This window comes from Salirhabdus sp. Marseille-P4669, from assembly GCF_900240405.1.
In the GTDB taxonomy this organism is placed as follows: Bacteria; Bacillota; Bacilli; order Bacillales; family Alkalibacillaceae; genus OEQK01.
On the sequence record NZ_OEQK01000004.1, the window covers coordinates 71,006 to 95,934 of the forward strand.

The following is a 24,929-nucleotide window of genomic DNA, read 5'->3' on the forward strand; positions in this document are numbered from 1 at the left end:
ACAAATTCACTTCTGTGCGAACGTAACCTTGATTTTCTGTTAAAATAGAACAAGAGACTTGGAACAGGAGGAGCAGTTGTGCATTCATTTTTAAATAAAGCAGTCGTTCTATCAAATGTCTTACACATATTGTGGTTTGTCGTGTTTTTCGCCTATATATTCGGATTTATCCGTGATGAGAACCTATTTTTACAAGAGTACTTTTGGATTATTACTCCTATTTATGGTGTCGTTATTTCCATAATTGCTTTAACAAAAAAGATAGCTTTGGTTCCAGCTATCATGTCGATTATTTTATCGATATGCACCTTTTTACTATGGTCTATCGTTTTAGGAATAAATCAATTTTAGTTTATAGATGTAAAAAACCGCTCTTTTGTAGCGGTTTTTTCTATGCGAACGTGCATTCGTTTTGGGGTTCTGGTACAATATTTTTAAAAGGTTTTTCGTAAAAGGAGCGGTTTCGAATGAAAGAGAGTATACGGTTTATCCATGCGGCCGATCTACACTTGGACAGTCCATTTAAAGGGCTTACCAATATTCCAAAACACATCTTTAACCAAATTGTGAACAGTACCTTTTCAGCCTTTCAGAATGTGATTGAACATGCGATCAATCAAAAGGTTGATTTTGTCGTATTCGTTGGTGATTTGTTTGATGAGGATGCCAGAAGTTTAAAAGCACAATTGAAGCTGAAGCAAGGATTGGACAAGCTTAAGGAAAACGGTATTGCAGTCTATATAAGCTATGGTAATCATGATCATGTAGGTGGAGATTTTTTCGAAATCGAATATCCCAAAAATGTATTTGTTTTTGATGCCGAAAAGGTAAAAGCCTATCCATTCTACAAAGATGGAAAACATGTTGCAGACATTTATGGCTTTAGCTATGGCCAACGTGCTGTGACGGCAAATAAAGTAATGGAGTATGAAGTTAAGCAAGATCAAATCTATACTATTGGCATGCTACATGGAAGCTTAGCGACAAATCAAGAGCATGATGTGTATGCGCCTTTTCGACTTACGGATTTACAAGATAGTAAAATAGACTATTGGGCATTAGGGCATATTCATAAGCGGGAAGAGCTCATGAGTCAGCCAGTGGCGGTTTACCCTGGTAACATACAAGGGCGACATATCAAGGAAACTGGAAGTAAAGGTTGTTATTTAGTAGAACTTCAAGAGGACGGAAATGAGCTCACCTTTTTACCGACACAGCAAATTCGGTTTGAGGTGGTCGAGATAGACGCTACAACATGTGGAACAATCGATGAACTAGAGGAACTTCTAAGATTGGAAAAAGAAGATTGGCGAAACAAATTCGGTTTAGCAGTTGTTCGTGTACACGTCAATATGGATGAGAGTAAGCTTCCAACCTTTTCAATTGAGACAGCTAGGGAAATCCAAGAAGTCTTAAATGAAATGGAAGAAGAGGAATTGACCTGGGTTTGGTTGGAGCAACTAAAGGTTCATGTGAAGACAATATGGAATAAAGAGGAAGTGCGAAAAGGAAAACATTTCACCGGAGAGTTACTTCGGACGATTGATGGTATGGAGGATTTAACGCCATTATTTGTAGAAGTTACCGAACATAGAACCGTTCGCAAAATGCTCGAACCATTTCGTTTAGAAGAGTTAGAAGAAATACGAGAAAATGCAACCAATCTATTAATGGAAGAATTAATGAAAGAGTGAGGTGAGAGAAAGAATTGTGATTGAACAAATCCATATTTATGGTTTCGGAAAATGGAGTAATGTCACATTTGATATGAACTCAAGCCTTACGATTATAAAAGGACATAATGAATCTGGGAAAACATCGATAAAGCAATTTATCTTGTATGTCTTATTTGACTTGCCATTACAAACGAAAAAACAATACGAGCCGAAAGATGGAAGTCGATTTGGAGGCAAAGTTTTTTTACGAAATGAACAGAATGAATTTATTATAGTAGAACGCTCCACAGATCGAAATAAAGGAAAGGCCATATGTTTCGTAGAAGGAGTGGAGTATGGTGAGGAACGTTTAAAGCTAATTTTAAATGGGATGGATCGACATACGTTTGAGAATATTTTTGCCTTCGATGATCAAGAATTGCAAAGGTTATCTTCTTTAAAGGGAGAAGAGATTGGTAAAGTTTTATTTGGTATTGGTTTGTCCGGCTCCGACCATATTACAAAGCTAGATAAAAGTTTAGTAAGAAAAATGGACGAGTGGTTTAAGAAAAAAGGGAAGAAACCAATTATAAATGAGCAAATAGGAAAAATAAATGACCTACAAAAGCAAGTAAAGCAGCTTGAAGAACAGCAGGAAAATTATAATAAGCTAGTGGAACAACGAAACACCTTGAACCATAAATTAGCTGAAACGAAGAGTGAAATAGACGAAAGTAAAGTGAAGAAGCGGACAACAGAAAAGTATTTACAAGCTAAAGAAGCAATTCAAAATTATCAATACAATAACGAGAAACTGAAAGAAATGGAAAAGGTTACTACTTTTCCGGAGATGGGGATCGAACGGCTGCAACAATTAAAAGAATGGATTCTACCAATCGAAAGTGAGCGTCATGCAACAAACAATAAGTTAGAAAAAGTGATTAGCAGCCTACATAACAAAGAGAAGGCATTACTTCCAGATGAACGATACGAACAGCTAAAGGGTGTCGAGGTGCTTGCGCAGGACTTTTATGTTATCGAAAAACAAATAAAAGAAAAAACAAAAGAGATAGAATCTACCCGACTATTCTTATCTGAAGAGCGTCAGCAATTAGGGGTAGAAAATTCCCTTAACTTAAAGGATTATTCCTTATCGATTTTCACCGAGGAAAAGTGGAAGACGCTCGCAAAAGCAAAAGAGCAACTAAATGATGAAAGCCAAAGACTTCAATCGGAAGTTAAATCCTTAGAACAAGATCAAGAATTGATGACTGAAAAGGTTCATCAGGAAGAATCTAATCTGTTAGGTGAAGAGGAACTAAGACAACTAAAGGAGCAAATGGATCATCATCAACAATCGAAGTGGAAAGAGCATTTTATTCAAGAACAGCAATTGCAGCAAAAGAAGGACCAGCAAAAAATAGTACGGAAAGTGACCAAACTAGCTCAAGGATCATTCCTGTTTGGAGTGATATCTCTCTTACTGGGATTGATGTATGGGTTTTTTACTCATCAAAATATCGGATACTTTATTGGTGGCATTGTTTTCATCCTAAGTTTTCTGTTGCGCTCTGTACTATTAAAAAATACAAAAGGTTTACATGTCCCGGTAATTTCAGAGCCTATAAATACAGCGGATACTATCTCTAAACAAGAATATGAAGCATTACAAAATAAGCAGATGAAACATGAAGATGCCAAGAATAATGTGAAAAACTGGACTGAGAAATTAGAGGAAACGCAACGTATTCTTCTCCATTGTAAAGAGAAACAGGACCAGGTAACAGCAAGCCAAAAACGGTTACAGGAGGAAATGGAGAACGAACAGGAAACGTATCCTTTCCTAAAGGTAATCTCCGTAGAATACTGGCCAGCCTTTTTCCACAAAATAATTCTTTTACAAAAGAAAGAACAAGAGCTTTTTGAAAAAGAGGAAGACCTAGAACGATTAAAAGGAAAAGTGGAGCACTATCGCCAAATTGGAACCCAATTATTACAGGTTTGTCATATAGAAGTAGAAAATCAAGACGAGTTATGGAACGCTCTTTTAAGTCAAAAAGCTGCTGAAATAAAAAATAGAAATGTGTTGGAACAGCTGCAGGAAGAGAAAAGGAATTTACAAGAGACGCTACAGAAATTAGACAGTAAATTGGCGCCTTACAAACAAGAGAAACAAGAATTATTGAACCTAGCAAACGTAAGCGATGAAGAAGCATTTATGAAAAAGGGAAAACTGTTCTTAGAAAGAAGCAATCTCTTAATCAAACAACAAGAATGGTTGCAGCACATACAGTTTGTATGTACCGAAGATGTGAAGCCAATTGTTGAGAGTGCTTGGAATTGGGACGAAGTATTTTCAGAGAAAGCAAGACTTGCTGAGCGAATAGAACTGCTGGAAGAGAAAAGAAACAAGCAAATGCAACAGCTTGCGGATTGTAAGGCACAATTAAAACAGCTCGAAGAAAACGAACAACTATCCGAGCTTCGCCATCAGCTTTCTTTATTGAAAAATGAATTGAGAGAGCAAGTAAAGCAATGGATGACGTATAAAGCTGCCCATTCCTTTTTGCATAAAACGAAAGAGGTCTATCAGAAGGAATACTTACCAGAAATTGTGGAAAGGGCCTCTCATTATTTAGAGCGTTTAACGAAAGGGAGATATATAAAGGTTCTATTACCTATAGATGATGAAACCATTCGTGTAGAAACGGTAGATCGGATTCTATTTGATGTTACCCAATTATCTACAGGTACAACGGCACAAACCTATGTTGCCCTACGTCTTGCATTAAGTGAAGTGATGAACCACTCCTATGGGGTACCTTTTTTAATCGATGATGCATTTGTACACTTTGATGGAGTGAGAAGGAAGGAAATGTTTACGATACTAGAGGAGATAAGCAAACAGCAACAAATCATGTATTTTACGTGCAACGACACCTATTTTCATGAGAATGAGGAAATAAAAGCTGTAATGCTAGAAGAAAATACGACAGTTTTTACACGTTGAGTTCGCACAAATCGTCTAATCATGGTAAAATACAGTCAGAAAATTACGTTGCTTAATATCATGGAGGGTTTGTGGTGGCAAATCAGGAAGTACACGGTGATTGGTCTCGATACGAGGATACAATCGAAAAATTTATTCAAGTAATTGCGAAAAACATGAGTTTATATGGTATTACGACATCTGTTGGTCGTCTTTATGGAGCATTATATTTTGCTGATCAACCGATGACGTTAGATGATATGCGAGATGCTTTGGAAATGAGCAAAACGAGTATGTCGACTGGTGTAAGAACATTAGCTGAAATGAAGATGGTAGAGCCCTCATATAAAAAAGGTGTTCGAAAAGATTTGTATCAATCCGAGGAAGATTGGTATAAATCCTTTACATCACTATTTGGTAGTAGGTGGCGCCATAACACAGAAACAAATATAGAGGAAGCAGACGAGGCCATTTATGAATTAAGAAAATTGCAGGAACAAACAGATGATCCGACACTAAAAGAAAAAATTACATTAGATATCGATAAATTAAACTATGCAAAGAATTATTACAGCTGGTTAATGAAGTTTATAAGAGTCGTTGAATCTGGTGAAATATTTAAATTAATTCCAAAAGAACCTACATCTGATGATAAATAGAGCGTGTAAGACACGCTCTTTTCTTTAAGAAAAAAGGGGAGGGGATATTGTGTTAAAGGAAATAGGCTATGCAGAAGTAGGACAAACCTTTGAAAACTTTCTATTAATTAAATCGGCAACAAAGGGGACTGCAAGTAATGGAAAACCGTTTTTAACATTAATTATGCAGGATGCCTCTGGTGAAATAGAAGCGAAGCTTTGGGATGCTTCAGAGGAAGACGAGCAAACCTATCAAGCAGAAAAGATTGTAAAAGTACAAGGAGAAATAAATCAATTTAGAGGTAAACAACAATTAAAAATTATCCGTATTCGTCCTGCACAACCTTCTGATGGAGTACGTTTACAAGACTTTTTGGAAAAAGCTCCAATTCCAACAGAAGTACTTCAACAAAATATTACAGATATTATTTTTGAAATGAAAAATCCAACACTTCAACGTATTGTTCGCCACTTTATCAAGAAATATGAAGAACAACTCTTTTTGTTCCCAGCCGCGGTAAAAAATCACCACGAATATGTATCTGGCCTTGCCCATCATATTTATTCCATGCTACAAATTGCAAAGGGATTAAAAAACCTCTATACAGATATAAACTTAGATTTACTGTATGCTGGAATCATATTACATGATTTAGGTAAGCTACAAGAATTGTCTGGACCAGTGGCACCAAGTTATACGATTGAAGGAAAACTGTTGGGACATATACCGATTATGGCAGAAGAATTAGGAAAAGCAGCGGATGAATTGGCACTTGAAGGAGAAGAAATCACGATTTTAAAGCATATGATTTTGAGTCACCATGGGAAGGGTGAATGGGGAAGTCCTAAAGTCCCACTTGTGCGAGAAGCAGAACTCCTTCATATGATTGATTTAATTGATGCAAAAATGAATATGCTTAATCGTGCTTTACAAAAAACTAAGCCAGGAGAGTTTACGGAACGTCTTTTTGCCATGGACAATCGTAGCTTTTATAAGCCAACATTTGAAGGTCAATAGAGTAGATCTAGTTCTAACCTACCCATATCCTGCATATGCTTGTACAAAAAGGTAGACAGGGGGTAGGAATATGGTTGAAACACCATTGTGGGTTCTTGTATTGATTGGTTTTATTATATTTAGTGGATATATGTCCTTCCGTGCCATGCGAGCAGAAGCAAAGCTAGAGCAAGAATATATTGAAAAAGAAGGACAAGTCTATATGGAACGGATTGAAAAAGCGAGAGAAATGAAACAGGATGTGGAAGAAGAACCGGAATTGAAATCGTTTGGGTAAGAGAAAAGGGATGGCTACTAGGCCATCCCTTTTTCTTATTCTTTAGCTGCTTCTGCTTCCGTATACATATCTTTAAATTCTTCAATTTTTACTTCTACATTCACTTCCTTCATTAAGTCATTGATAAAGGAGGCTTGATCAAATTGCTGCTCTCTTAAGCTAGTTGTAATTTCTTCTTTTACATCGTCTAATACTAAATCACTATTGGATTCTGTTACTTTAATAATGTGCCATCCATGTGTACTTTCCACAGGTTTACTCAATTCACCTTCTTCAAGATTGAAGGCAGCTTCTTTAAAGGATTCTACAAAAGTTACATCAGGTCCAATAAAACCTAAGTCTCCTCCAGCAGCAGCTGATCCAGGATCTGTAGAGTGTTCCATAGCTAGTTCAGCAAAATCTGCACCTTCCTGTATTTGATTGTATAAATCATTAGCAAGTTCTTCACTATCTACAAGAATGTGACTTACACGAATTTGTTGTTTGCGATTTTCAAATTCTGCTTGAATATCTTCCTCAGATACCTCCATACCTTCTAACGCTTGATTTTGAGCTTTTTCATATAATTTACTTACTTTTAGTGTTTCTCTGTAGTCTTCCTCATCCTTTAATCCACTTTGAGCAATAACCATATCGAATGCTTCCGCATACTGCTCTTTCTCTGCTTTAATTTGATTGTCAATTTCTTCTAATTCTTCATCGGTCAGTTCATATTTTTCCGATAATACCTTTTCTAAAATTAAGTTATGTAGAATAGCTTCGCCGACTTGAAGTTTCATTTCCTCATAAAATTCTTTTTCTGTAATCGTACCATTTTCAAATTCCGCAACTATAGATTCATCTTCTTTTGCCGTTTCTTTTTTATCATCGTCGTTCGTACATGCTGTAATCGTAAATACACTTAATGCCAGTGCAATTGTTAAGATAAACTTCTTCATTTGGACACTCCTAATCTTTTACATAAATAATTTTTAGTCTTTCACCAATATATCATACTTTAGGACAATGTAGTGGATAAAATTAAAATGAATTTTTTAAAGATAATGAATTCGCCTACTCAGTCTGTAGCCATCCTACATAGTATATATTGAAACTGATAAGGAGGTGTTATGAATGAGCCACGGTGGTGGATATGGCGGAGGATTCGCCTTAATCGTAGTGCTGTTCATTCTTTTGATTATTGTAGGTGCAGCTTGGTATTAATGAGATAAAAAAAGGAAGCGCTAAGACGCTTCCTTTTTTATTTGAGTATTTCGGTTCATTCTGTAAAGAGTTACAAAAGCCCAGTAGAATATTACTACTGGGCTTTACACTTAAGCATGCTATTTTAATGTATAAACTCATTTATAATTTATTAAGTAAACATTACTTCAATATAAGATGAAATGAGTAATATGGTGATCGAGACATTCACCGTGCGAAATACCTTATGTGAACGTTCATTTGAAAGTTCCCCTTTAAGGCAAAATGCATGGATAAGTGAATTAAACAAATAGAGAATAAAAACTGCAAATGGCACATAAAACACTACCATGTCTCTGATCCCCCTTTAAAAATCCCTTTACGACCACTTTAACAAAAAATATCATAATTGAATAGTAAAAATATAAAACTAGTACCTTCGCTTTACTTTTTTACTAATATATCAAATCCGTCTTTACGATTTTCGATAATACTTTTATGTGGAGCTTTAATAAAGTGATGTACATAAACAAAATCCTTGTAGCTTATTCCAATATTAATTGCCGTAAATAACAGGAAATAAGGATATAAGCTAGGTAGCATAACAGCGCCAATTAATCCCGGAACGGTTAAAAAAAGTGTGGGCGAGAGCCATGACATAATACAGATTCCTTTCGGCAGCATCATCATTGGACGAAAGGAGAAGATTGGCCAAAATCCCAACTCAAAACGAAATTTTCCTTTAATCTTTTTATTTAATAAAATTAAAGGGATAACATGAGATAAGTTATGAAATGTTGGTAACGTAATTAAAATAATCATAACGGTTAAAAAGCCATGTTCCACAATTTGAATGTTTTGATGTATAAGAGAGTAAGGTATAAATAAAAAAATGAATGATAGTATCCCTAACAAACTGGATAATAAATATACGCGTCCTAAACCTAACTCCATGGCAATGTTAACTGTTTTCCAACAACTATGCATTCCAGGATCCCCCTATAGATATTTTGTATTTCATAGATGATTGCATATACTAAATTTAAAAATCCCAAGAGAGACTATACTTTGTTTTTTCCATTTTGGCAATAACTTTTTTAAAAAATAATATCTATAGCCTATAATTATTTTTTTAAACGTTAACATGGAGGCGATTAAATAACATCGTAACAGAAAAATTACGATGTTATTTTTATCATATATATTAAGTTTGTACCATTTTATTCAAGGTTCGTTTCTTCTTCGTCTATAAATCCATCCTCAATATTTTGCACCGTTCGATTTAATATTTCGATATAATCTTGACCGTATATTCCTTTTATAATCGCTGTTAAATTTAATAAATCCGGAAATTTCCCATAAATTTCAGCTAAAGGTAAGGTTCCTTGGATTACACTATTTCTCTCTATGTCATAGCGTTCCATTAGTTCAAGAAGAAGTTTATCCCCTTTTTTGGTTAATTCTACATATGTATTGCGTTTATCATTTTCCTTTTTCGAAAATGTAAGCAATCCTCTTTCTTCTAAATTTTTTGAAAAATTAAAGGCTGTGGATACATGCATAACACCAAATTTGGCAATTTCAGAAATGCTAGATCCTTTAAGATGATAAGCAATTAACAATATATGATGCTCGTTAATGTTTAAATGGTAAGGTTTTATCCATTCCTGCCAATCCTTTTCGATTGCCTTCCATAAAGCTTTACTTAATTGAGCCATTTTATGGCCATATAGTATTGCCTCTTGAATCGAATATTTTTCCTTTTCCATACAAATCCCCCCAAAAAAGTAGCCTTTTCTTACTATTATGACAGTTATTTATTAAATAATAAAGAGTATTGTTAATTTATTGAAAATAAAATTTTTTATTTAAAAGTATTTCTTAAAAGTAAAAAAACCTTTACAAAGTGTAAAGGTTTTAGGAATGACCATCATTCCAAAGCACATTTATGTTTGGAATAAGTTCAAACTTATAGCGGTTTTGATCATTCCTATCCATTTGATTCGTTAGTACAATTTGATATAAATCTTCTAAATGCTCATCCTTGAAATACACCTGAGCACTTCCATTGGATAAGTGAATAGGATGTTTGTTGATAATGTTATTTTTCGTTTCCAGCTCTGCTATATAGGAATAATCGTTATAAATATCATTAATGTAAAGCACAACTTCTTTTTGGTGGGGATTATACCATGCATACCCTTTGTTCAATCCGCTATTTGTGTGAACCAAATCGTATACCAACGTTGTATCATCCATTACAAATACAGGATCTGTTGATTTCTCTGGTAAAGCATTATCATTGGTTTTGCTTTCTCCAATATAGATTCCCGTAATGAAAAACAAAGTACAAGCAAAAGCAACGATAAGTCCTTTTCGTATCGAGAAGGTAAAGCTTTTACGAACAGGTTTATGTTGTAAATTAGAGATAACGGTTTGCCAAGTCTTTTCTTTTGCCTCTTCTGGTATTCGTACATCTTCCCCGAGTGTGGACATCCAAAACTCATAAAGCTGTCGACATTGTGAACAACGGTTAATATGTTGTTCTATTTCCATTACATCATGATTCGATACGTCCTTATGGATGAAGTCAAACACTTTTTCCTCGGAAATGTGTTTATGCGTCATGTTGATCACCTCTAGTTAACCCTTTGGAAGTGATATAGTTTTTACGCAAATGATTTAGTCCATAGCGTATGGACGATTTAATAGTCCCAAGTGGTTTATTTAATAACTTTGCTGTTTCCCTATGGGACATAGACATACCATAATTTAAATACAGTGCCTCCCGTTGCAGAGGAGGTAAGCCCTCTAGCAATTGTAAAAGTCTTTCTCGTTCTAAGTTGGTGATAACCGTATCTTCAACTGTATTTTCTGTTGACTTTGTATGATCGTTATACGTCACCTGATCCTTCAAAACTACACGACTCTTTTTGCGTATGAAGTCAATGGTTCTACTTTTTGCACGTACGGCGAGCCATGCCTTCACAGTACCCTTATCCTTTCGATACGTATGGGCTTTTTGGTAATACTCGAGGAACAGATCCTGACATACATCTAACGTGTCCGCCTCGTTTTTTAATAGAGAAAAAACAATTTTATAAATGTACGGAAAGTATTTTTCGTAAAGTGTTTGAAAGTCTTGTATCGAACCTTCCTGAATTCCTTTAATAAGGTACTCATCTGTCCGTTTATCACCTGACATTACCACTCGCTCCTTTTGACTCTCCCCTTACTTCTATTTTAATTACAATTTTCACTTTTTTGTCAACTCCTAAAAATGATTAAATCCAATTTTTTTCTTTGTTCGTAATAAAAGTAAAAAGGAGGAATCAACGATGAAAAAAGGATTCGCTATTTTCTCAATTTTTGTAATGATGTTCAGTTTTGTAATACCGATTAAATCCAATGCTGCAGATGGAATTACCTTATTCACTCCATTAACCGGAATTTCTTTGACCCCAGGAGAAAACTCCTCATACACAATAGAAGTACTAAATAGTGCTTCAGAGGTAAAAACATTAGATGTTCAAGTGGAAGGAGTACCAAAAGGGTGGAATACTACGTTAACAGCAGATGGTTTCGCTTTAAGTAGTCTTTCCGTGAAGCCTTCAGAAAGTGAGGAATTTACGTTAGATGTAAGTGTGCCGTTACAGGTAGAAAAAGGGACATACGATTTTACAATAGTTGGTACAGACCAAAATGGTACAGAAACCACTTTACCGATATCCGTTAAGGTAGAAGAAACAGGTGTTTTTAAAACAGAGCTCTCTTCTGAGCAAGTGAATATGCAAGGGGATTCCGGTTCCACCTTTACGTATGACGTAGAGCTAACGAACCGAACGGCTCAAGAGCAACATTACGCATTACAAGCAAAAACACCACAAGGTTGGCAAGTTAAGTTTTCAGTCGGAGGCAAGGATGTCACAAGTGTAACGGTACCTTCGAACGAAACAGAATCCATTTCTGTTCAGGTAACTCCTGCCGAAACAGTCGAAAAAGGAACCTATGAAATTCCCATTGTAGCATCATCCGGTGGAACACAATCAGACCTCACTTTAGAGGCTGCTATTACGGGTTCTTACGATATGGAACTTACGACAGCTGATGGAAGACTAAGTACGGATATTAGTGCAGGAGATGAAAAAACATTAACATTACAGATAAAAAATACGGGTACAAGTCCATTAAGTGATATTTCGTTAAAGGCAAATACACCAACAGACTGGGATGTGCAATTTGAACCAAAAGAGATCCCAACAATAGAAGCTGGGAAAACCGAAACCGTGAAGGCAACGGTTTCTGCAAGTGACAATGCTATTGCAGGGGATTATGTAGTAGAAATGACTGCTGAATCACCTGAAGCTTCATCAACCGCGCAATTTAGAGTTAGTGTGAAAACTTCTTTTGTTTGGGGATGGATAGGTGTTGGGCTTATTGTAGTCGTTCTTGTTGGAATCTTCTTCCTTGTTAAGAAGTTTGGGAGGAGATAAAAGTGAAGGAAAACATAATTGAACTAAAAGGTGTATCAAAGGATTATAAGGAAACGAGAGCAGTAAACAAACTTGATTTAACAATTTCTAAGGGAGAAATTTTTGGCTTATTAGGACCGAATGGAGCTGGAAAGTCAACTACGATTTATATGATTCTTGGATTAACGAAGCCAACGGAGGGAAAGATTACCGTTTGTGGGTTGGAACCAATGAAGAACCAAATTTTAGTAAAGAAAAAAGTTGGATTTCTGCCGGATGATGTTGGTTTCTATGAGAACATGTCTGGCCTTGAAAATTTAGTATATGTAGGTAAGCTAAATGGGCTAAGTACATCCAATGCGAAAGAACGAGCCCTCCATCTTATAAAGCAGGTTGGTCTTGAAGAGGCAATGCATAAAAAAGCCGGAAAGTATTCCAGAGGGATGAGACAACGACTAGGATTGGCAGATACATTAATGAAAGAACCGGAAGTAGTTATCATGGATGAACCTACTCTTGGGATTGATCCAAAAGGGATAAATGAGTTTTTAGATATGATTCAAACCTTAAGTAAAGAGCACGGAATCACCATTTTGTTATCATCTCATCAATTACACCAAGTTCAAAAAATTTGTGATCGAGTTGGAATCTTTGTTCGAGGTAATCTGTTGCAGGAAGGAGATATTCCAACGTTACAACGAGCCCTACAGGAAGAAAATCATGTGAAATACAAAGTAGTTGTAGATGGTTCTCTAGCGGAGTTTCCTCGAAAAATGGAAGAGTATTCTAATATGGAGATGATGGAGCGAGACTCGGATTCCTTTATCTTAACGTTAACGAAGGAAGATGATGGTAGTTTAGCCGATTTCATTACGTCAAGTGGATATAAATTACTTGCATTAGAGCAATTAACCTATGGACTCGATGATATTTATGAGCGCTATTTCCAAGGTGGTGAGTCAATTGGAACTGCATAACGTTGCGAAAAGAATAGAAACTTTTGTTAATAGCTCTTTATGGACCTTGACCCGAAAAGAGATTACCGATCATATTCGAAGCTTCCGATTTAATATATTGCTTGCTATTATTTTTCTAACCTGCATAGCAGCAATCTATTCGGCATTATCCTCTATTCGGGATGTAGCTGCAGGAATTGAAGATGCAAAGGATATGAATCTATATTTACAAATGCTTACGATTACGGACAGTAGCGGCTCATTACCTTCTTTTATTACATTTATCAGTTTTTTAGGACCGCTTTTAGGGATTAGTTTAGGCTTTGATGCCATTAATAAAGAGCGTAATGCACACACCCTATTAAGAGTATTATCTCAACCTGTGCCTAGAGATTATATTATTCTATCGAAATTTTTAGGCTCCTTAGCTGTAATCGCTGCATTTATCTTTTCCATTGGCTTGCTCATTATTGGTGCTGGAATATTATCCATGGGAATTCCGCCTAGCTTTGAGGAGTTTATCCGGATTATTACGTATTTAGTGATGATTATCTCCTACATTGGCTTCTGGCTAGGCTTGTCTATATTGTTTTCCATCCGATTTAAGCAAGCCGCAACAAGTGCATTAGCTGGTATTGCAATATGGTTGTTTTTTAGTATTTTTTATTCCATTATTGTGAATTTAATTGTGAATGCATCTTTGCCTGACCAATTATTCCAGTCTATTAGTGCTGAACAGCAGCAGCAGAATTATGAGCTTTATACGAATTTGATGCGATTATCACCGAACTTCCTATTTTCCGAAATAACAACCATATTGTTAACACCAAGCTATCGAACATTAGGACCAGTTTCGATGGAACAAATCGTTGGTTCTATTCCATCGCCATTAGGACTTTTTGATAGTTTAACGATTATTTGGCCGCAAGTAATCGGCATTATTTCAGCAGGTATTATTTGCTTTGCGATTGCCTATTTTATATTTATTTTCCAAGAAATTCGTTCCTAATAGGCTTACAAAATAGGCGAAGCTCCAGGCTGGGAATTGCCTGGAGCTTTATTATTCACTTATTGCTTTTGTTCAAAAATCTCTTCTATATATATATGAAACTCTAATATGTCGTGGATCCGTTTGTAGAGAAATTGAATTTGCTCATTCTTATGAAGCTCCACCTTCGATTGTAAATCCCCTTCTAATTCTTTTAACGAATGCTTTTGTCTTTCTACAGAATCCATCCACTTTATTAAATAGGACTTCATTAACTTTTCAGAAAGGTTTTCTTTAGCCTGATAGTAGTCTTTTCGTTTCCCTTTTTTCCAAACTCGTTCTACTAAATTTTCCTCTAATAAACTCCGAATTCCTGTACTCATCGCTGTTTTGCTTTTTCCAAGTGCTTTCGCCATCTCATCTAACGTCATTGGAGAATGGTTTAAGTATAAGGTTGCGAAGAGCATAGCATCCGAGTTGGATAGGTTAAATAGCTCTAATGTTTTGGAGAATTCATAAACCATTTGTGAATGTATTTCTTCGAGTAAGATATCATTGTTGGTCTCATGCATGTACATGGCCTCCTTAAGACTCTGCTAAATAACACATTACTAGAATTTGTGTCTTTTTGAAAATGGGAACCTAGGAAGGATGTGCTAGTAATTTAAAGTATTTGTAAGTAAACTCACCAAAAAGTTTGTACAGAAAAAACTGTACGTACTTTTTGTTCAAAAACAAACGAATTTACTGTTTGAACGAAATGAACTTAACGCGTATAGTTATAAGGGTGATGTTGATAAGGGCGTTCGGGCACTAGCTAAATATGTAGAGAGGTGAAAAATGTGCCGATTATAAAGGTCGAAAACTTAACAAAAGTATTTGGTAAGAAAACGAAAGAGGCAGTGGAGCTTCTTGATCAAGGACTTTCTAAGGAAGAAATTTTAAAACAAACTGGTAGTACAGTTGGAGTTAATAAAGCTTCTTTTGAAGTGGAAAAAGGCGAAGTATTTGTCATTATGGGATTATCCGGAAGTGGTAAATCCACATTAGTTCGTTTACTTAACCGCCTAATCGAGCCAACTGCTGGAAATGTATATATTAATGATGCAAATCTAGCAACAATGGATAAAAAAGAATTACGTAAGATTCGTAGAGAAAAAATGAGTATGGTATTCCAAAAGTTTGGGTTGTTTCCATTCCGTACCGTTCTTTCGAATACAGAATATGGTTTAGAAGTACAAGGAATAGACAAACAGGAACGTAAAGAGAAAGCAGAAAAGGCACTTACGCTTGTTGGTCTTGGTGGATATATGGATCAATATCCTTCACAGCTTTCCGGTGGGATGCAACAACGTGTCGGACTAGCAAGAGCATTAGCCAATGATCCAGAAGTATTATTAATGGATGAAGCTTTTTCAGCATTAGACCCATTAATCCGTAAAGAAATGCAAGATGAATTACTAGATTTGCAGGAAAGTATGAAAAAGACAATTATTTTCATTACACACGATTTAGATGAGGCTTTACGAATTGGAGACCGAATTGCATTAATGAAGGATGGATCGATTGTGCAAATTGGATCACCTGAGGAAATCCTTGTGAATCCTGCCAATGAATACGTTGAAAAGTTTGTTGAGGATGTAGATCGTTCTAAAGTGTTCACTGCAGAAAACATTATGAAACGACCAGAAACCATTAATATAGAAAAGCATGGTCCAAGAGTAGCACTGGAACGAATGCGTGAAGAAGGGCTTTCAAGCATTTACGTTATTGATAAACAACGTAACTTAAAAGGATATGTCACAGCAGATGACGCTTCGAATGCTATAAAGAATGAAGTGAAGGATTTAAACGAAATATTAAAAACAGATGTACCAACTGTCGAATTAGATACAGCAATGAATGAGATTTTCAATATAATACATGATTCACCAGTACCAGTTGCAGTAGTTCATGAGCAAAAGCTTAGAGGAATTATCGTCCGAGGAGCAGTAATTGCTGCATTAGCTGGTGAAAGTGAGGTGAATTAAAGTGAATTTAGTAGATAAAATTCCTGAGATACCATTTCGGGATTGGATTGATACCTTTATCGAATGGTTAAAAAATGTTTTAGCAGTTCCTTTTGAATTTTTTAGAGAAGATTTTAAAGACTTTTTATCAGATGTAGTAACAGATAACCTATTGAAGGTACCAGCAGAGATTGTTATGCTACTAGTCGTTATTGCAGCATTTTTTATCTCGGGTAAAAAAATTGGATTACCTATTTTTTCCTTAATCGGCCTTATATTAGTTTATAACCAAGGCTTGTGGGAGCAATTGATGCAGACTTTTGTATTGGTATTTGTTGCTGGTTTGATTTCCGTAATTATTGGTTTACCAATCGGTATATTAATGTCCAAAAGCAACATAGTGGAAAAAATTGCGACCCCAATATTGGATTTAATGCAAACAATGCCATCGTTTGTATATTTAATTCCCGCAGTCGCATTCTTTAGTATTGGTATTGTGCCGGGGATCTTTGCAACATTAATTTTTGCAACTCCACCGACAATTCGCTTTACCAATCTTGCCATTAGACAAGTTTCAGGAGAGCTGAAAGAAGCGGCAGATTCATTTGGTAGTACGCCACTTCAGAAGCTATTTAAACTGGAATTGCCAATGGCAAAGACAACCATTATGGCTGGTGTGAACCAAACTGTAATGTTATCCCTTTCCATGGTTGTTATTGCATCCATGATCGGAACACCAGGTTTAGGTAAAGAGGTTCAAGCAGCTTTATCTAGAAGTGAGGCTGGAGATGGTTTTGTTGCTGGCTTCTGTATTGTTATTTTAGCAATTATCTTTGACCGTTTTACACAAGGTGTAACGAAAAAAGGGAAGTAAATTCGTTTAGAACTTTCCTAACTGGAAAGTTTTATATAAATATAAAAAAAGGGGAGAAGTTTTATTATGTTTAAATTAAAACATTTAGGCTTAACAGCTTTCGTACTTATGCTAATGGTATTAGCAGCTTGTGGTTCTGAAGAAGGTTCAGAAGACGCAAACACAAATGAAAATGAAGGTGATTCCGTTGACTATAGTGCAGAAATGGAATACACAATTACAGCTATTGAACCTGGTGCAGGTGTAGTAGCCGCTACTGAAACGGCTGTGGAAGAGTATGAAAACTTAAGTGGTTGGGAAGTTGCAACCTCTTCAAGTGGTGCAATGGCAACTGCTTTAGGTGATGCGATTGATAATGAAGAGCCGATCGTTGTGACTGGTTGGACTCCACACTGGAAATTTGCGAAGTATGACCTTAAATATTTAGAAGATCCAAAAGGTGTGTTTGGTGAAGCAGAAACAATCAACACATTTGTAAAAGAAGGCTTAGAGGAAGAAAAGCCGAACGCATATAAGATCTTAGATCAATTCAATTGGACAACTGCTGATATGGAAGCTGTTATGCTAGATATCTCTAACGGTATGAGTGAAGAAGAAGCTTCTCAAAAATGGGTAGATGAAAATCAAGAAAAAGTAGCAGAGTGGATTGAAGGTACAGAGAAAGTAGATGGTACGAAAATCGAACTTGTTTATGTACTTTGGGATTCCGAAATCGCATCTACAAACGTAGTTGCACGCGTTTTAGAAGCACAAGGATTTGATGTTACGATTACATCTGTTGAAAACTCAGCAATGTGGCAAGCAGTAGCAACAGGTGATGTAGATGGTATGGTAGCTGCATGGTTGCCTGCAACACATGAAGCACAATTAGCTGAGTTCGGTGATCAAATGGTTGACCTTGGTCCAAACCTTGAAGGTGCAAAAATTGGTCTTGTCGTTCCAGCATACATGGATATCGATTCGATCGAAGACCTAAAACCAGCTGAATAAGCAAATGAATGGCCTCAACCTTAAGGTTGAGGCTTTTTATCACTTTTGTGTTTTAACTAATGAGGATCAAATTTCGATTGGAAAACAAAAAAACTAAGCATCTATAGCAGACGCTTAGTTTTTTTGTTGTTTCTTTTGATTTATCTTGTCCTCAAGCTCTTTAAGGCTTTCTTCTACATTTAATAAATGCTCTTGAATGTTTTGTTGGTGAGGTTCAATGGAACTTCTCCAATTCTCGATAGAGCTTTTTACATCCTGAGATAATTCTCTAAGTAAAACGGCTCCTTCTTTAGTTGTTTTTGTTAGCTGACTTTTAATGTCACGGCTGTTACTAGCAAGTTCCATAATGGTGTTTTTTAATTTAATACTTTGATCTTTAGCCTGCCGACGAACGGTTTCTCCTGAAGCAGGAGTTGTTAATAATGTTGTTGTAGCACCGATTATACTACCTACAAGGACACCTAAAAATAGTGATTTCCCATTAGCCATCTCAATTACCCCCTAGAGTTCTACTTCCATTGTCTTATAAAGGAAATAGGCATTATTGGACAATCCGTATCCGATAAACAGTAGTACCTATTCTTATTATGAATAAAAAATGAATCATAATACTCCCTACGGCTTATCCTTTATCTTATTTATGTATATTATAACGTTTTTTACGTATTATGTTTAGTTAAAAGTATAAATTAGGAAGAAAAATCAAAAAATCCCTAACGAATGTTTCGTTAGGGATTTGGATTATGCGGCATGTTGTAAAGAAATAGATGATCTTTTTAGGATCGATTGTAATATCGGGTACAGAACAAAAATGATAACCGTATTTGCTAATGTTGCAGGTAGTACAACACCGGCAAACAACGCCCCAAATCCTGCGCCTAAATCTACACTTAAAATAAATAATGCAACAGACAGGAATATGGTTCCACTTATCATCGTACCAATTGCTGTCATTACGGGTGCTAGAACTACATCTTTAACAGCTTTTGATAATAGCACATATATTCCAAAGAACACAAACGCTGTAATTGGTTTATCAATAATATTGGAAATTTGACCACCTGGCATTGTAGTTGTTAGAGCGGTTAATAACCCGGTTGCAATGGATAATATCAGGACATACTTAGCTTTTGGAAATAGCAATATGCCTAAAAACATCATCGCAAGCTGTAAATCAGGCTTCATTCCAAAAAGTACCCCTGGCATGACAAGATGCAACACAGTACCTATTCCTAAAAATAATGACAATAAGACTAAAATACGAATATTCATTTGTCCATCTCTCCTCTTCTCAAACTAATCTCTTCTCTTATTATCCAACCGTATCCTCGTGATCGGCTGCGATAATCTATAATATAGTATAACAGAAAAACGTATCCTGTGAAAGAACTATATGGTAAGAAAATTCAGAAAAGTGTCTTATTTTATATTTTCGCTAATTTCGGAAGCAATTTGACCAAGGTCATATTCATCATTATGTGTTTCCCATTTTAAACCAAATCCATCCTTTTCATCGTACCGAGGTATTAAATGAATATGTAAATGGAAAACACTCTGATAAGCAAATTCACCATTGTTTTGAAGCAAGTTCATTCCTTGAGGGTTGTATGTATCTTTAATTGCATTTGCTATCTTTGGGATACGCGCAAAAACTTCACTTGCGATTTCCGCATCTGTCTCAAAAATATTTGCACTATGCTTCTTAGGTATAACTAAAGTATGGCCTTTCGTTACTTGACTTATATCTAGAAAAGCATACACGTACTCATCCTCGTATACTTTTGCTGAAGGGATTTCTCCGTCAATAATTTTACAAAAAATACAATCTGACATATTTATCCACCTCCAAATATTTATATCTATTGTATCCAAGTTTCAAGTCTGATGTAAAGGGGTAATAAAATGAAGCGAGAACTACATAATAAAAGAAGCAGAGCACACCATTGTGCTCTGCCCTCAAGGAACGGGTCTTGCAACTGTTGATGAGATGGGGATTACGTTGAACCATTTCAACGTAAGAATTCTACAGATGCTTAACAATCACGTGAAAGGAAATTGTCTTTCACCGACACCCCACTTCTAAAATGGTGTTTGGCCTTATAATGAAAGATTTGTATCTTTCACCGACACCCCATTTCCAAATGGTTTGACGTTACGGACAATGTTTCACTATGACTTTCCCCCGTTCCTTGTTTAGTATTGTGTGTAGCTTTTAAAATAATATTCATCTTTGGCATATAGAAATAATGATGGTAAAATTTAGATAGCGAGTAAAAAGAGAAAGAAGGGATACATAAGATGGAACCACTTTTACATATAGATAACCTGGTTGGGGGATATACCCAGAAGAATGTTTTGCACGGAATTTCATTTGATGTGCGTCCTGGTGAAATCGTTGGATTAATTGGTTTAAATGGTGCAGGAAAAAGTACCGCTATTAAGCATATTATCGGACTTATGGAACCGAAGAAAGGGCGAATTACGATAAATAGAAAGAGCTTTCAGGAAAATCAGGACAGCTATCGGAAACAGTTTTCTTATATTCCAGAAATGCCGGTATTATATGAAGAATTAACGCTGTATGAGCATTTGAAGCTAACGGCAATGGCGTATGAGCTAGAAGAATCGGAATTTGAAAGAAGAATGCAGCCACTGTTAAAGGAATTTCGCTTAGAAAAAAAACTAAAATGGTTTCCGATTCATTTTTCGAAAGGAATGCGACAAAAGGTAATGATAATGTGCGCATTTTTAGTACAACCTTCATTATATATTGTAGATGAGCCGTTTGTTGGTTTAGATCCACTTGGAATACAGTCATACTTACAAATGATGAATGAAATGAAAGATCAAGGTGCTGGTGTTCTCATGTCTACCCATATATTGGCGACAGCCGAAAGGTATTGTGATCGTTTTGTTATTTTACATGAGGGAGAAGTGCGTGCAAAAGGTACTTTGGAAGAGTTGAGAGAAGCATTCCAAATGCCAAATGCCACACTGGATGACCTTTATGTACAATTGACAAAGGAAGAAGATGCCCATGTTTAATGCAAGTACGCTTTGGAAGGAAAGATTAAGTAATCATTTTAAAGAAACAAGTCGGTACATGCGTCTTATCTTTAATGATCATTTAGCTATTGCACTATTTTTCTTATTGGCTGCATTTGCATACTTTTATCAACAATGGCTAAAGACGATACCTCAAAGTTTTCCTGCAGATTGGATAATCGCTATATTATTAGGGGCTTTATTAACGAGGAGTCCAATTCGCACCTTGTTAAAAGAGCCAGATACGGTCTTTTTACTGCCAACTGAGCATAAGATGGATCGATATTTTTCAAAAGCTTTTTGGTATAGCTTGATTATTCAAGTTTATCAATTAGCACTTGGTTTTGGGATATTATTGCCGCTATATTTCACAGCTTACCCGGAACGACCTAGAGTAGGCTTGTTGCTGTTTTTGATTATTTTACTAGTATTTAAGCTCTGGAATATGCTATCCACTTGGTGGTTATTAAAAGAAAGAGATGCCAAAACTCGTTATATGGACACTGGATTACGCTTATTGTTAAATGTCCTGACGCTATTCTTCTTTTTGCAGGAGGATGGATTTCTTTATGCAAGCATTACATCCATTATATTTGTTGCTTTGCTTTTATATCATTACAATCATGTAGGGAAAAAAGGCATAGCCTGGGATGTATTAATCGAAAAGGAACAAGCAATGCTTCAATCCTTTTACCGATTAGCAAATCTATTCACAGATGTGCCAAATGTTAAGAAAAAATCCAAGAAACGTCACACTTTGGTTTCGTTCCTTACTTCAAAAACTCCATTTAACCAAACCAGCACCTTTGCATATCTTTATCGTATTACCTTTGTTCGAAGTAGTGATTATTTTGGCCTTTATATACGATTAATTATCGTGGCCATATTCCTGATCTTCTGGGTGCCGAACGTTTGGTTTAAAATGGTGTTTGCGATCTTATTTATTTACTTAAGTGGTTTTCAACTAATGACCCTATGGAATCATCATCGAACATTGATTTGGATTGATATTTATCCAGTTTCAAAAGAAGTACGTAAAAAATCGCTATTACAGTTTTTACTTCTTCTAATGCTTTTTCAAACGGCAATTTTAGGTTTGTTTATGCTAGTCGCTTCATCATGGGAGTACATGCTTCTTTTATGGGGGGCTGGAGGGTTATTTAGCTTTGTATTTATCAATTCGTATGTGAAAAATAGGTTGGAAAAACGAAAAGTTACCTATTAATGAAAGGGAGTTTTGACGGATGGTTTCGTATGAAGAAAAAGTATTGGGAGAAGCCTTGAGGTGGAAGCATGGGCTTGCGAGGAAATCCTCAATAATACAAAAGGCATCCAAATCCGTTCAAACGAAAATTAATGAAAAAATTCCTGATAAAGTGCATGCCATTATTACAGAAAGCATACGAAAAATGATGGAAACAACCTTAACGTCCTCTGCTTATATCTATAAAATAAATGTCAACCCAGCATGGTCCTTTGAAAAAAGAGAAGAGGTTGTTTTGGAGAGATTGCATACCTATCGCAACACCGCAATTCTAGAGGGTGCTGGAACTGGTGCAGGCGGAATTATGCTAGGATTAGCCGACTTTCCACTTTTATTAAGCATCAAAATGAAGTTTTTATTTGACGCAGGTCAACTATATGGCATGAATGTCAAAGCTTATGAAGAAAGAATGTTTTTGCTCCACGTTTTTATGCTTGCCTTTTCAAGTGACAACAGTAGAAAAAAGGTTTTAGAACGCGTGATGAACTGGGAGCGTGAAAAGGATTATTGGAAAGAAATCGATTGGAGAGAGCTACAGCAAGAATACCGTGACACCATTGATTTTGTGAAAATGCTGCAACTTGTCCCTGGTATAGGTGCTGTAATTGGAGCATGGGCAAATAATAAATTATTAAATCAATTAGGGGAAACCACGATGAACAGTTTTCGCTTGCGTATATTAGCGTAAAGAGAAGAGTCATGAGGCATAACGGTTTCCTTATGAATAGAATTAGAAAAAATCCAAACCACTGCTGAAATCTTTTGGGAAGAATGTGCAGGATGGCTTGGATTTTTTGTTTGTTCCTGTTAAATACGATTGCTGGTTTCCTTCTATTCGTTACTCTGTAAGGGCTTGATAACTGAGATAAGCTTGAAATAATGCTTTTGACGCATGAAGTAGGGCTCTTTCATCGATGTCGAATTTCGGATGGTGATGAGGATAATGTCTACCTTCTATTTGTGCCCCTGTAAAGAAAAATGCTCCAGGGCGTTCCATTAGATAATATGCAAAGTCTTCACCAGTCATTGTTGGCTCTATCTCAACAGTTCGATTGATACCAGGAACTTGAATGCCATTCTTTAAAATCATGTCTGCTTCTCTTTCGTGATTCAGAACAGGAGGATATCCTTTAAAATATTGAAACTCATAATCTGTATCAAAGGCTATACAAACTCCTTTAATGATTTTTTCCATTTCTTCCATAATACTGTGTTGTACGTTGGAATCAAAAGTACGAACCGTTCCGGACAGTTTAGCAGTACCTGCAATGATATTGAATGCTTGCCCTGCCTCAAACTTACCAATGGAGACAACTGCTGTTTTTAATGGATCTATCCGTCTACTTAAAATGGTTTGAAGCTGATTCACAATTTGTGCTCCAATTACAATAGCATCTTTCGTTTGATGTGGAATCGCCCCGTGTCCACCTTTTCCCTTTATCACTAGTTCAAATCGGTCGGCTCCAGCCATAAAAGGACCCTTTGCTAAGTGGAGCTCTCCGAGTGGGGTATCGGCCCATAAGTGTGTTCCAAATACTGCATCTACCCCTTCTAAAACACCAGCTTCAATCATTGGTTTTGCACCGCCTGGCGCAAACTCTTCTGCAGGCTGATGAAGAAAAACCACTGTACCAGGCAAATCATTCTGATGTTTTACTAATGCTTTAGCTAAACCAAGCAAACTTGCAGTGTGACCGTCATGTCCACATGCATGCATAACACCAGGAACTGTTGATTGATAAGGAACATCATTTTCTTCCTGTATTGGCAAAGCATCGAAGTCCGCTCGTAAAGCGATTGTTTTGCCAGGCCTACCTCCTTTTAATGTAGCAACAACTCCATATCCACCAACATTGGCTTGATACGGAATACCTAACCGCTCGTAATAATCAACGATGTATTGACTCGTTTTCTTTTCCTGAAATGAAAGCTCTGGGTGCTGGTGTAAATAACGACGAATGTTGATGATTTCATCGTACAATTCATCTATCGCCTGAAATACAGTTTCCTTCATATCGTTCTCCTCCTCCATGGTCCCGTTATACCCTTTATTATTAGTATACAAAAAAAGAGCTCGTCCCTACTATAGGACAAGCTCTAAAATCAGAAATCTTTCAATAATCTTTCTATTTCTTCTTTATGGTGCGTCTCATCTGCAATCATATCGTCTAATTTTACTACTAGTTCGGTTAACCCTAGTTCCTCAGCTTGTTTTTTTCTTTCTTCATATCGTTTCATTGTATCAACCTCAGATTGTAGAGCTGCTTGCAGCATATCTTTCACATGCTCTAATTGTGGAACTGCTACTGGAGTAGTGGATGGTACACCACCTAATGTTTTAATTTTTTCGGATAAATATAAGGCATGACCAGCTTCATCTTCAATTTCACTTTCAAAGAATGGCTTTAATACTTGGCGATAGATTCCGGAGACAACAGCAGCGTTATACGTATACATAATCATAGCAGCATATTCATTTTGAAGATCCTCATTTAATCCACTTATTAATGCTTGTAATTTTGAATCCATCTCTTTCTACCTCCTATTAAAATCGTTATTCTACTGATACAAT

At 36.2% G+C, this 24,929-nt stretch carries 27 protein-coding genes; 16 read left to right on the forward strand and 11 right to left on the reverse strand.

Annotation, left to right across the window (positions count from 1 at the left end):
* Nucleotides 1–78 precede the first annotated feature (78 nt).
* The 6 genes from C1A05_RS09290 (at nucleotide 79) to C1A05_RS09315 (ending at nucleotide 6,577) form a co-directional block, all read left to right on the forward strand.
* Nucleotides 79–351, forward strand: a complete 273-nt coding sequence (locus tag C1A05_RS09290) for a hypothetical protein (protein ID WP_102027947.1) — start codon at nucleotides 79–81, stop codon at nucleotides 349–351.
* Between the two features lie 116 nt (nucleotides 352–467).
* The gene (locus tag C1A05_RS09295) at nucleotides 468–1,694 is read left to right on the forward strand and encodes a metallophosphoesterase family protein (RefSeq protein ID WP_102027948.1); all 1,227 of its coding nucleotides are present in this window, start codon (nucleotides 468–470) and stop codon (nucleotides 1,692–1,694) included.
* A 16-nt stretch (nucleotides 1,695–1,710) separates the two neighbouring features.
* On the forward strand, nucleotides 1,711–4,665 hold the full coding sequence (locus tag C1A05_RS09300) for an ATP-binding protein (RefSeq protein ID WP_159462046.1): 2,955 nt from the start codon (nucleotides 1,711–1,713) through the stop codon (nucleotides 4,663–4,665).
* A 74-nt stretch (nucleotides 4,666–4,739) separates the two neighbouring features.
* On the forward strand, nucleotides 4,740–5,303 hold the full coding sequence (locus C1A05_RS09305) for a GbsR/MarR family transcriptional regulator (RefSeq protein WP_102027950.1): 564 nt from the start codon (nucleotides 4,740–4,742) through the stop codon (nucleotides 5,301–5,303).
* Between the two features lie 49 nt (nucleotides 5,304–5,352).
* A complete protein-coding gene (gene yhaM, locus C1A05_RS09310; protein WP_102027951.1) occupies nucleotides 5,353–6,300 on the forward strand; it encodes a 3'-5' exoribonuclease YhaM in 948 nt (315 codons plus the stop codon).
* 70 nt (nucleotides 6,301–6,370) lie between these two features.
* Nucleotides 6,371–6,577: a sporulation YhaL family protein gene (locus C1A05_RS09315; RefSeq protein WP_102027952.1), complete on the forward strand. Its 207-nt coding sequence runs from the start codon at nucleotides 6,371–6,373 to the stop codon at nucleotides 6,575–6,577.
* Nucleotides 6,578–6,612: 35 nt separating this feature from the next.
* Here C1A05_RS09315 and C1A05_RS09320 read toward each other — a convergent pair whose 3' ends face one another.
* Nucleotides 6,613–7,515, reverse strand: a complete 903-nt coding sequence (locus tag C1A05_RS09320) for a peptidylprolyl isomerase (protein WP_102027953.1) — start codon at nucleotides 7,513–7,515, stop codon at nucleotides 6,613–6,615.
* 175 nt (nucleotides 7,516–7,690) lie between these two features.
* On the opposite strand from C1A05_RS09320, the gene C1A05_RS09325 reads away from it, so the two are divergent.
* On the forward strand, nucleotides 7,691–7,780 hold the full coding sequence (locus tag C1A05_RS09325; RefSeq protein WP_102027954.1) for a YjcZ family sporulation protein: 90 nt from the start codon (nucleotides 7,691–7,693) through the stop codon (nucleotides 7,778–7,780).
* A gap of 423 nt (nucleotides 7,781–8,203) precedes the next feature.
* Here C1A05_RS09325 and C1A05_RS09335 read toward each other — a convergent pair whose 3' ends face one another.
* The 4 genes from C1A05_RS09335 to C1A05_RS09350 all read right to left on the reverse strand — a co-directional run bounded on the left by C1A05_RS09335 (nucleotide 8,204) and on the right by C1A05_RS09350 (nucleotide 10,964).
* Nucleotides 8,204–8,746 (reverse strand): DUF3267 domain-containing protein, encoded by a 543-nt coding sequence (locus C1A05_RS09335; RefSeq protein ID WP_102027956.1) that lies wholly within the window; start codon nucleotides 8,744–8,746, stop codon nucleotides 8,204–8,206.
* Nucleotides 8,747–8,979: 233 nt separating this feature from the next.
* Nucleotides 8,980–9,528, reverse strand: a complete 549-nt coding sequence (locus tag C1A05_RS09340) for an HTH-type transcriptional regulator Hpr (protein ID WP_102027957.1) — start codon at nucleotides 9,526–9,528, stop codon at nucleotides 8,980–8,982.
* A gap of 148 nt (nucleotides 9,529–9,676) precedes the next feature.
* On the reverse strand, nucleotides 9,677–10,387 hold the full coding sequence (locus tag C1A05_RS09345; protein WP_102027958.1) for a hypothetical protein: 711 nt from the start codon (nucleotides 10,385–10,387) through the stop codon (nucleotides 9,677–9,679).
* Nucleotides 10,377–10,964, reverse strand: coding sequence for an RNA polymerase sigma factor (locus C1A05_RS09350; protein ID WP_102027959.1), 588 nt, complete (start codon nucleotides 10,962–10,964; stop codon nucleotides 10,377–10,379). The genes C1A05_RS09345 and C1A05_RS09350 overlap by 11 nt, the downstream gene beginning before the upstream one ends.
* A gap of 133 nt (nucleotides 10,965–11,097) precedes the next feature.
* Between C1A05_RS09350 and C1A05_RS09355 the strand changes: the two genes are divergently transcribed.
* The 3 genes from C1A05_RS09355 to C1A05_RS09365 are packed head-to-tail and all read left to right on the forward strand — an operon-like array spanning nucleotide 11,098 to nucleotide 14,196.
* Nucleotides 11,098–12,252 (forward strand): COG1470 family protein, encoded by a 1,155-nt coding sequence (locus C1A05_RS09355; RefSeq protein ID WP_102027960.1) that lies wholly within the window; start codon nucleotides 11,098–11,100, stop codon nucleotides 12,250–12,252.
* 2 nt (nucleotides 12,253–12,254) lie between these two features.
* Complete coding sequence (locus C1A05_RS09360; protein WP_102027961.1) at nucleotides 12,255–13,208, forward strand: ABC transporter ATP-binding protein; 954 nt, start codon at nucleotides 12,255–12,257, stop codon at nucleotides 13,206–13,208.
* Entirely contained in the window at nucleotides 13,186–14,196 is a 1,011-nt protein-coding gene (locus C1A05_RS09365) for an ABC transporter permease (RefSeq protein WP_373419470.1), read from the forward strand. The genes C1A05_RS09360 and C1A05_RS09365 overlap by 23 nt, the downstream gene beginning before the upstream one ends.
* A gap of 59 nt (nucleotides 14,197–14,255) precedes the next feature.
* Here C1A05_RS09365 and C1A05_RS09370 read toward each other — a convergent pair whose 3' ends face one another.
* Nucleotides 14,256–14,747, reverse strand: a complete 492-nt coding sequence (locus C1A05_RS09370; RefSeq protein WP_102027962.1) for a GbsR/MarR family transcriptional regulator — start codon at nucleotides 14,745–14,747, stop codon at nucleotides 14,256–14,258.
* Between the two features lie 270 nt (nucleotides 14,748–15,017).
* Between C1A05_RS09370 and C1A05_RS09375 the strand changes: the two genes are divergently transcribed.
* The 3 genes from C1A05_RS09375 (at nucleotide 15,018) to C1A05_RS09385 (ending at nucleotide 18,048) form a co-directional block, all read left to right on the forward strand.
* The gene (locus tag C1A05_RS09375) at nucleotides 15,018–16,205 is read left to right on the forward strand and encodes a quaternary amine ABC transporter ATP-binding protein (RefSeq protein ID WP_102027963.1); all 1,188 of its coding nucleotides are present in this window, start codon (nucleotides 15,018–15,020) and stop codon (nucleotides 16,203–16,205) included.
* A 1-nt stretch (nucleotide 16,206) separates the two neighbouring features.
* A complete protein-coding gene (locus tag C1A05_RS09380; RefSeq protein WP_373419469.1) occupies nucleotides 16,207–17,058 on the forward strand; it encodes an ABC transporter permease in 852 nt (283 codons plus the stop codon).
* A 66-nt stretch (nucleotides 17,059–17,124) separates the two neighbouring features.
* Nucleotides 17,125–18,048, forward strand: a complete 924-nt coding sequence (locus C1A05_RS09385) for a glycine betaine ABC transporter substrate-binding protein (RefSeq protein WP_102027965.1) — start codon at nucleotides 17,125–17,127, stop codon at nucleotides 18,046–18,048.
* Nucleotides 18,049–18,162: 114 nt separating this feature from the next.
* Here C1A05_RS09385 and C1A05_RS09390 read toward each other — a convergent pair whose 3' ends face one another.
* The 3 genes from C1A05_RS09390 to C1A05_RS09400 all read right to left on the reverse strand — a co-directional run bounded on the left by C1A05_RS09390 (nucleotide 18,163) and on the right by C1A05_RS09400 (nucleotide 19,881).
* Entirely contained in the window at nucleotides 18,163–18,537 is a 375-nt protein-coding gene (locus C1A05_RS09390) for a YtxH domain-containing protein (RefSeq protein ID WP_102027966.1), read from the reverse strand.
* Between the two features lie 252 nt (nucleotides 18,538–18,789).
* Nucleotides 18,790–19,320 carry a tryptophan transporter gene (locus tag C1A05_RS09395; protein ID WP_102027967.1) on the reverse strand — a complete coding sequence of 177 codons (531 nt, stop codon included), beginning with the start codon at nucleotides 19,318–19,320 and terminating at the stop codon, nucleotides 18,790–18,792.
* A 147-nt stretch (nucleotides 19,321–19,467) separates the two neighbouring features.
* Nucleotides 19,468–19,881 (reverse strand): HIT family protein, encoded by a 414-nt coding sequence (locus C1A05_RS09400; RefSeq protein WP_200816482.1) that lies wholly within the window; start codon nucleotides 19,879–19,881, stop codon nucleotides 19,468–19,470.
* Between the two features lie 465 nt (nucleotides 19,882–20,346).
* Here C1A05_RS09400 and C1A05_RS09405 point away from each other — a divergent pair, with 465 nt between their 5' ends.
* The 3 genes from C1A05_RS09405 to C1A05_RS09415 are packed head-to-tail and all read left to right on the forward strand — an operon-like array spanning nucleotide 20,347 to nucleotide 23,045.
* Entirely contained in the window at nucleotides 20,347–21,093 is a 747-nt protein-coding gene (locus tag C1A05_RS09405) for an ABC transporter ATP-binding protein (RefSeq protein ID WP_102027968.1), read from the forward strand.
* Nucleotides 21,086–22,318, forward strand: a complete 1,233-nt coding sequence (locus C1A05_RS09410; protein ID WP_102027969.1) for an ABC transporter permease — start codon at nucleotides 21,086–21,088, stop codon at nucleotides 22,316–22,318. The genes C1A05_RS09405 and C1A05_RS09410 overlap by 8 nt, the downstream gene beginning before the upstream one ends.
* Before the next feature lie 19 nt (nucleotides 22,319–22,337).
* Nucleotides 22,338–23,045, forward strand: a complete 708-nt coding sequence (locus tag C1A05_RS09415; protein ID WP_102027970.1) for an EcsC family protein — start codon at nucleotides 22,338–22,340, stop codon at nucleotides 23,043–23,045.
* A gap of 150 nt (nucleotides 23,046–23,195) precedes the next feature.
* Here C1A05_RS09415 and C1A05_RS09420 read toward each other — a convergent pair whose 3' ends face one another.
* Complete coding sequence (locus C1A05_RS09420) at nucleotides 23,196–24,371, reverse strand: M20 metallopeptidase family protein (protein WP_102027971.1); 1,176 nt, start codon at nucleotides 24,369–24,371, stop codon at nucleotides 23,196–23,198.
* An 89-nt stretch (nucleotides 24,372–24,460) separates the two neighbouring features.
* Nucleotides 24,461–24,886, reverse strand: coding sequence for a ferritin-like domain-containing protein (locus tag C1A05_RS09425; RefSeq protein WP_102027972.1), 426 nt, complete (start codon nucleotides 24,884–24,886; stop codon nucleotides 24,461–24,463).
* Nucleotides 24,887–24,929: the final 43 nt, after the last annotated feature.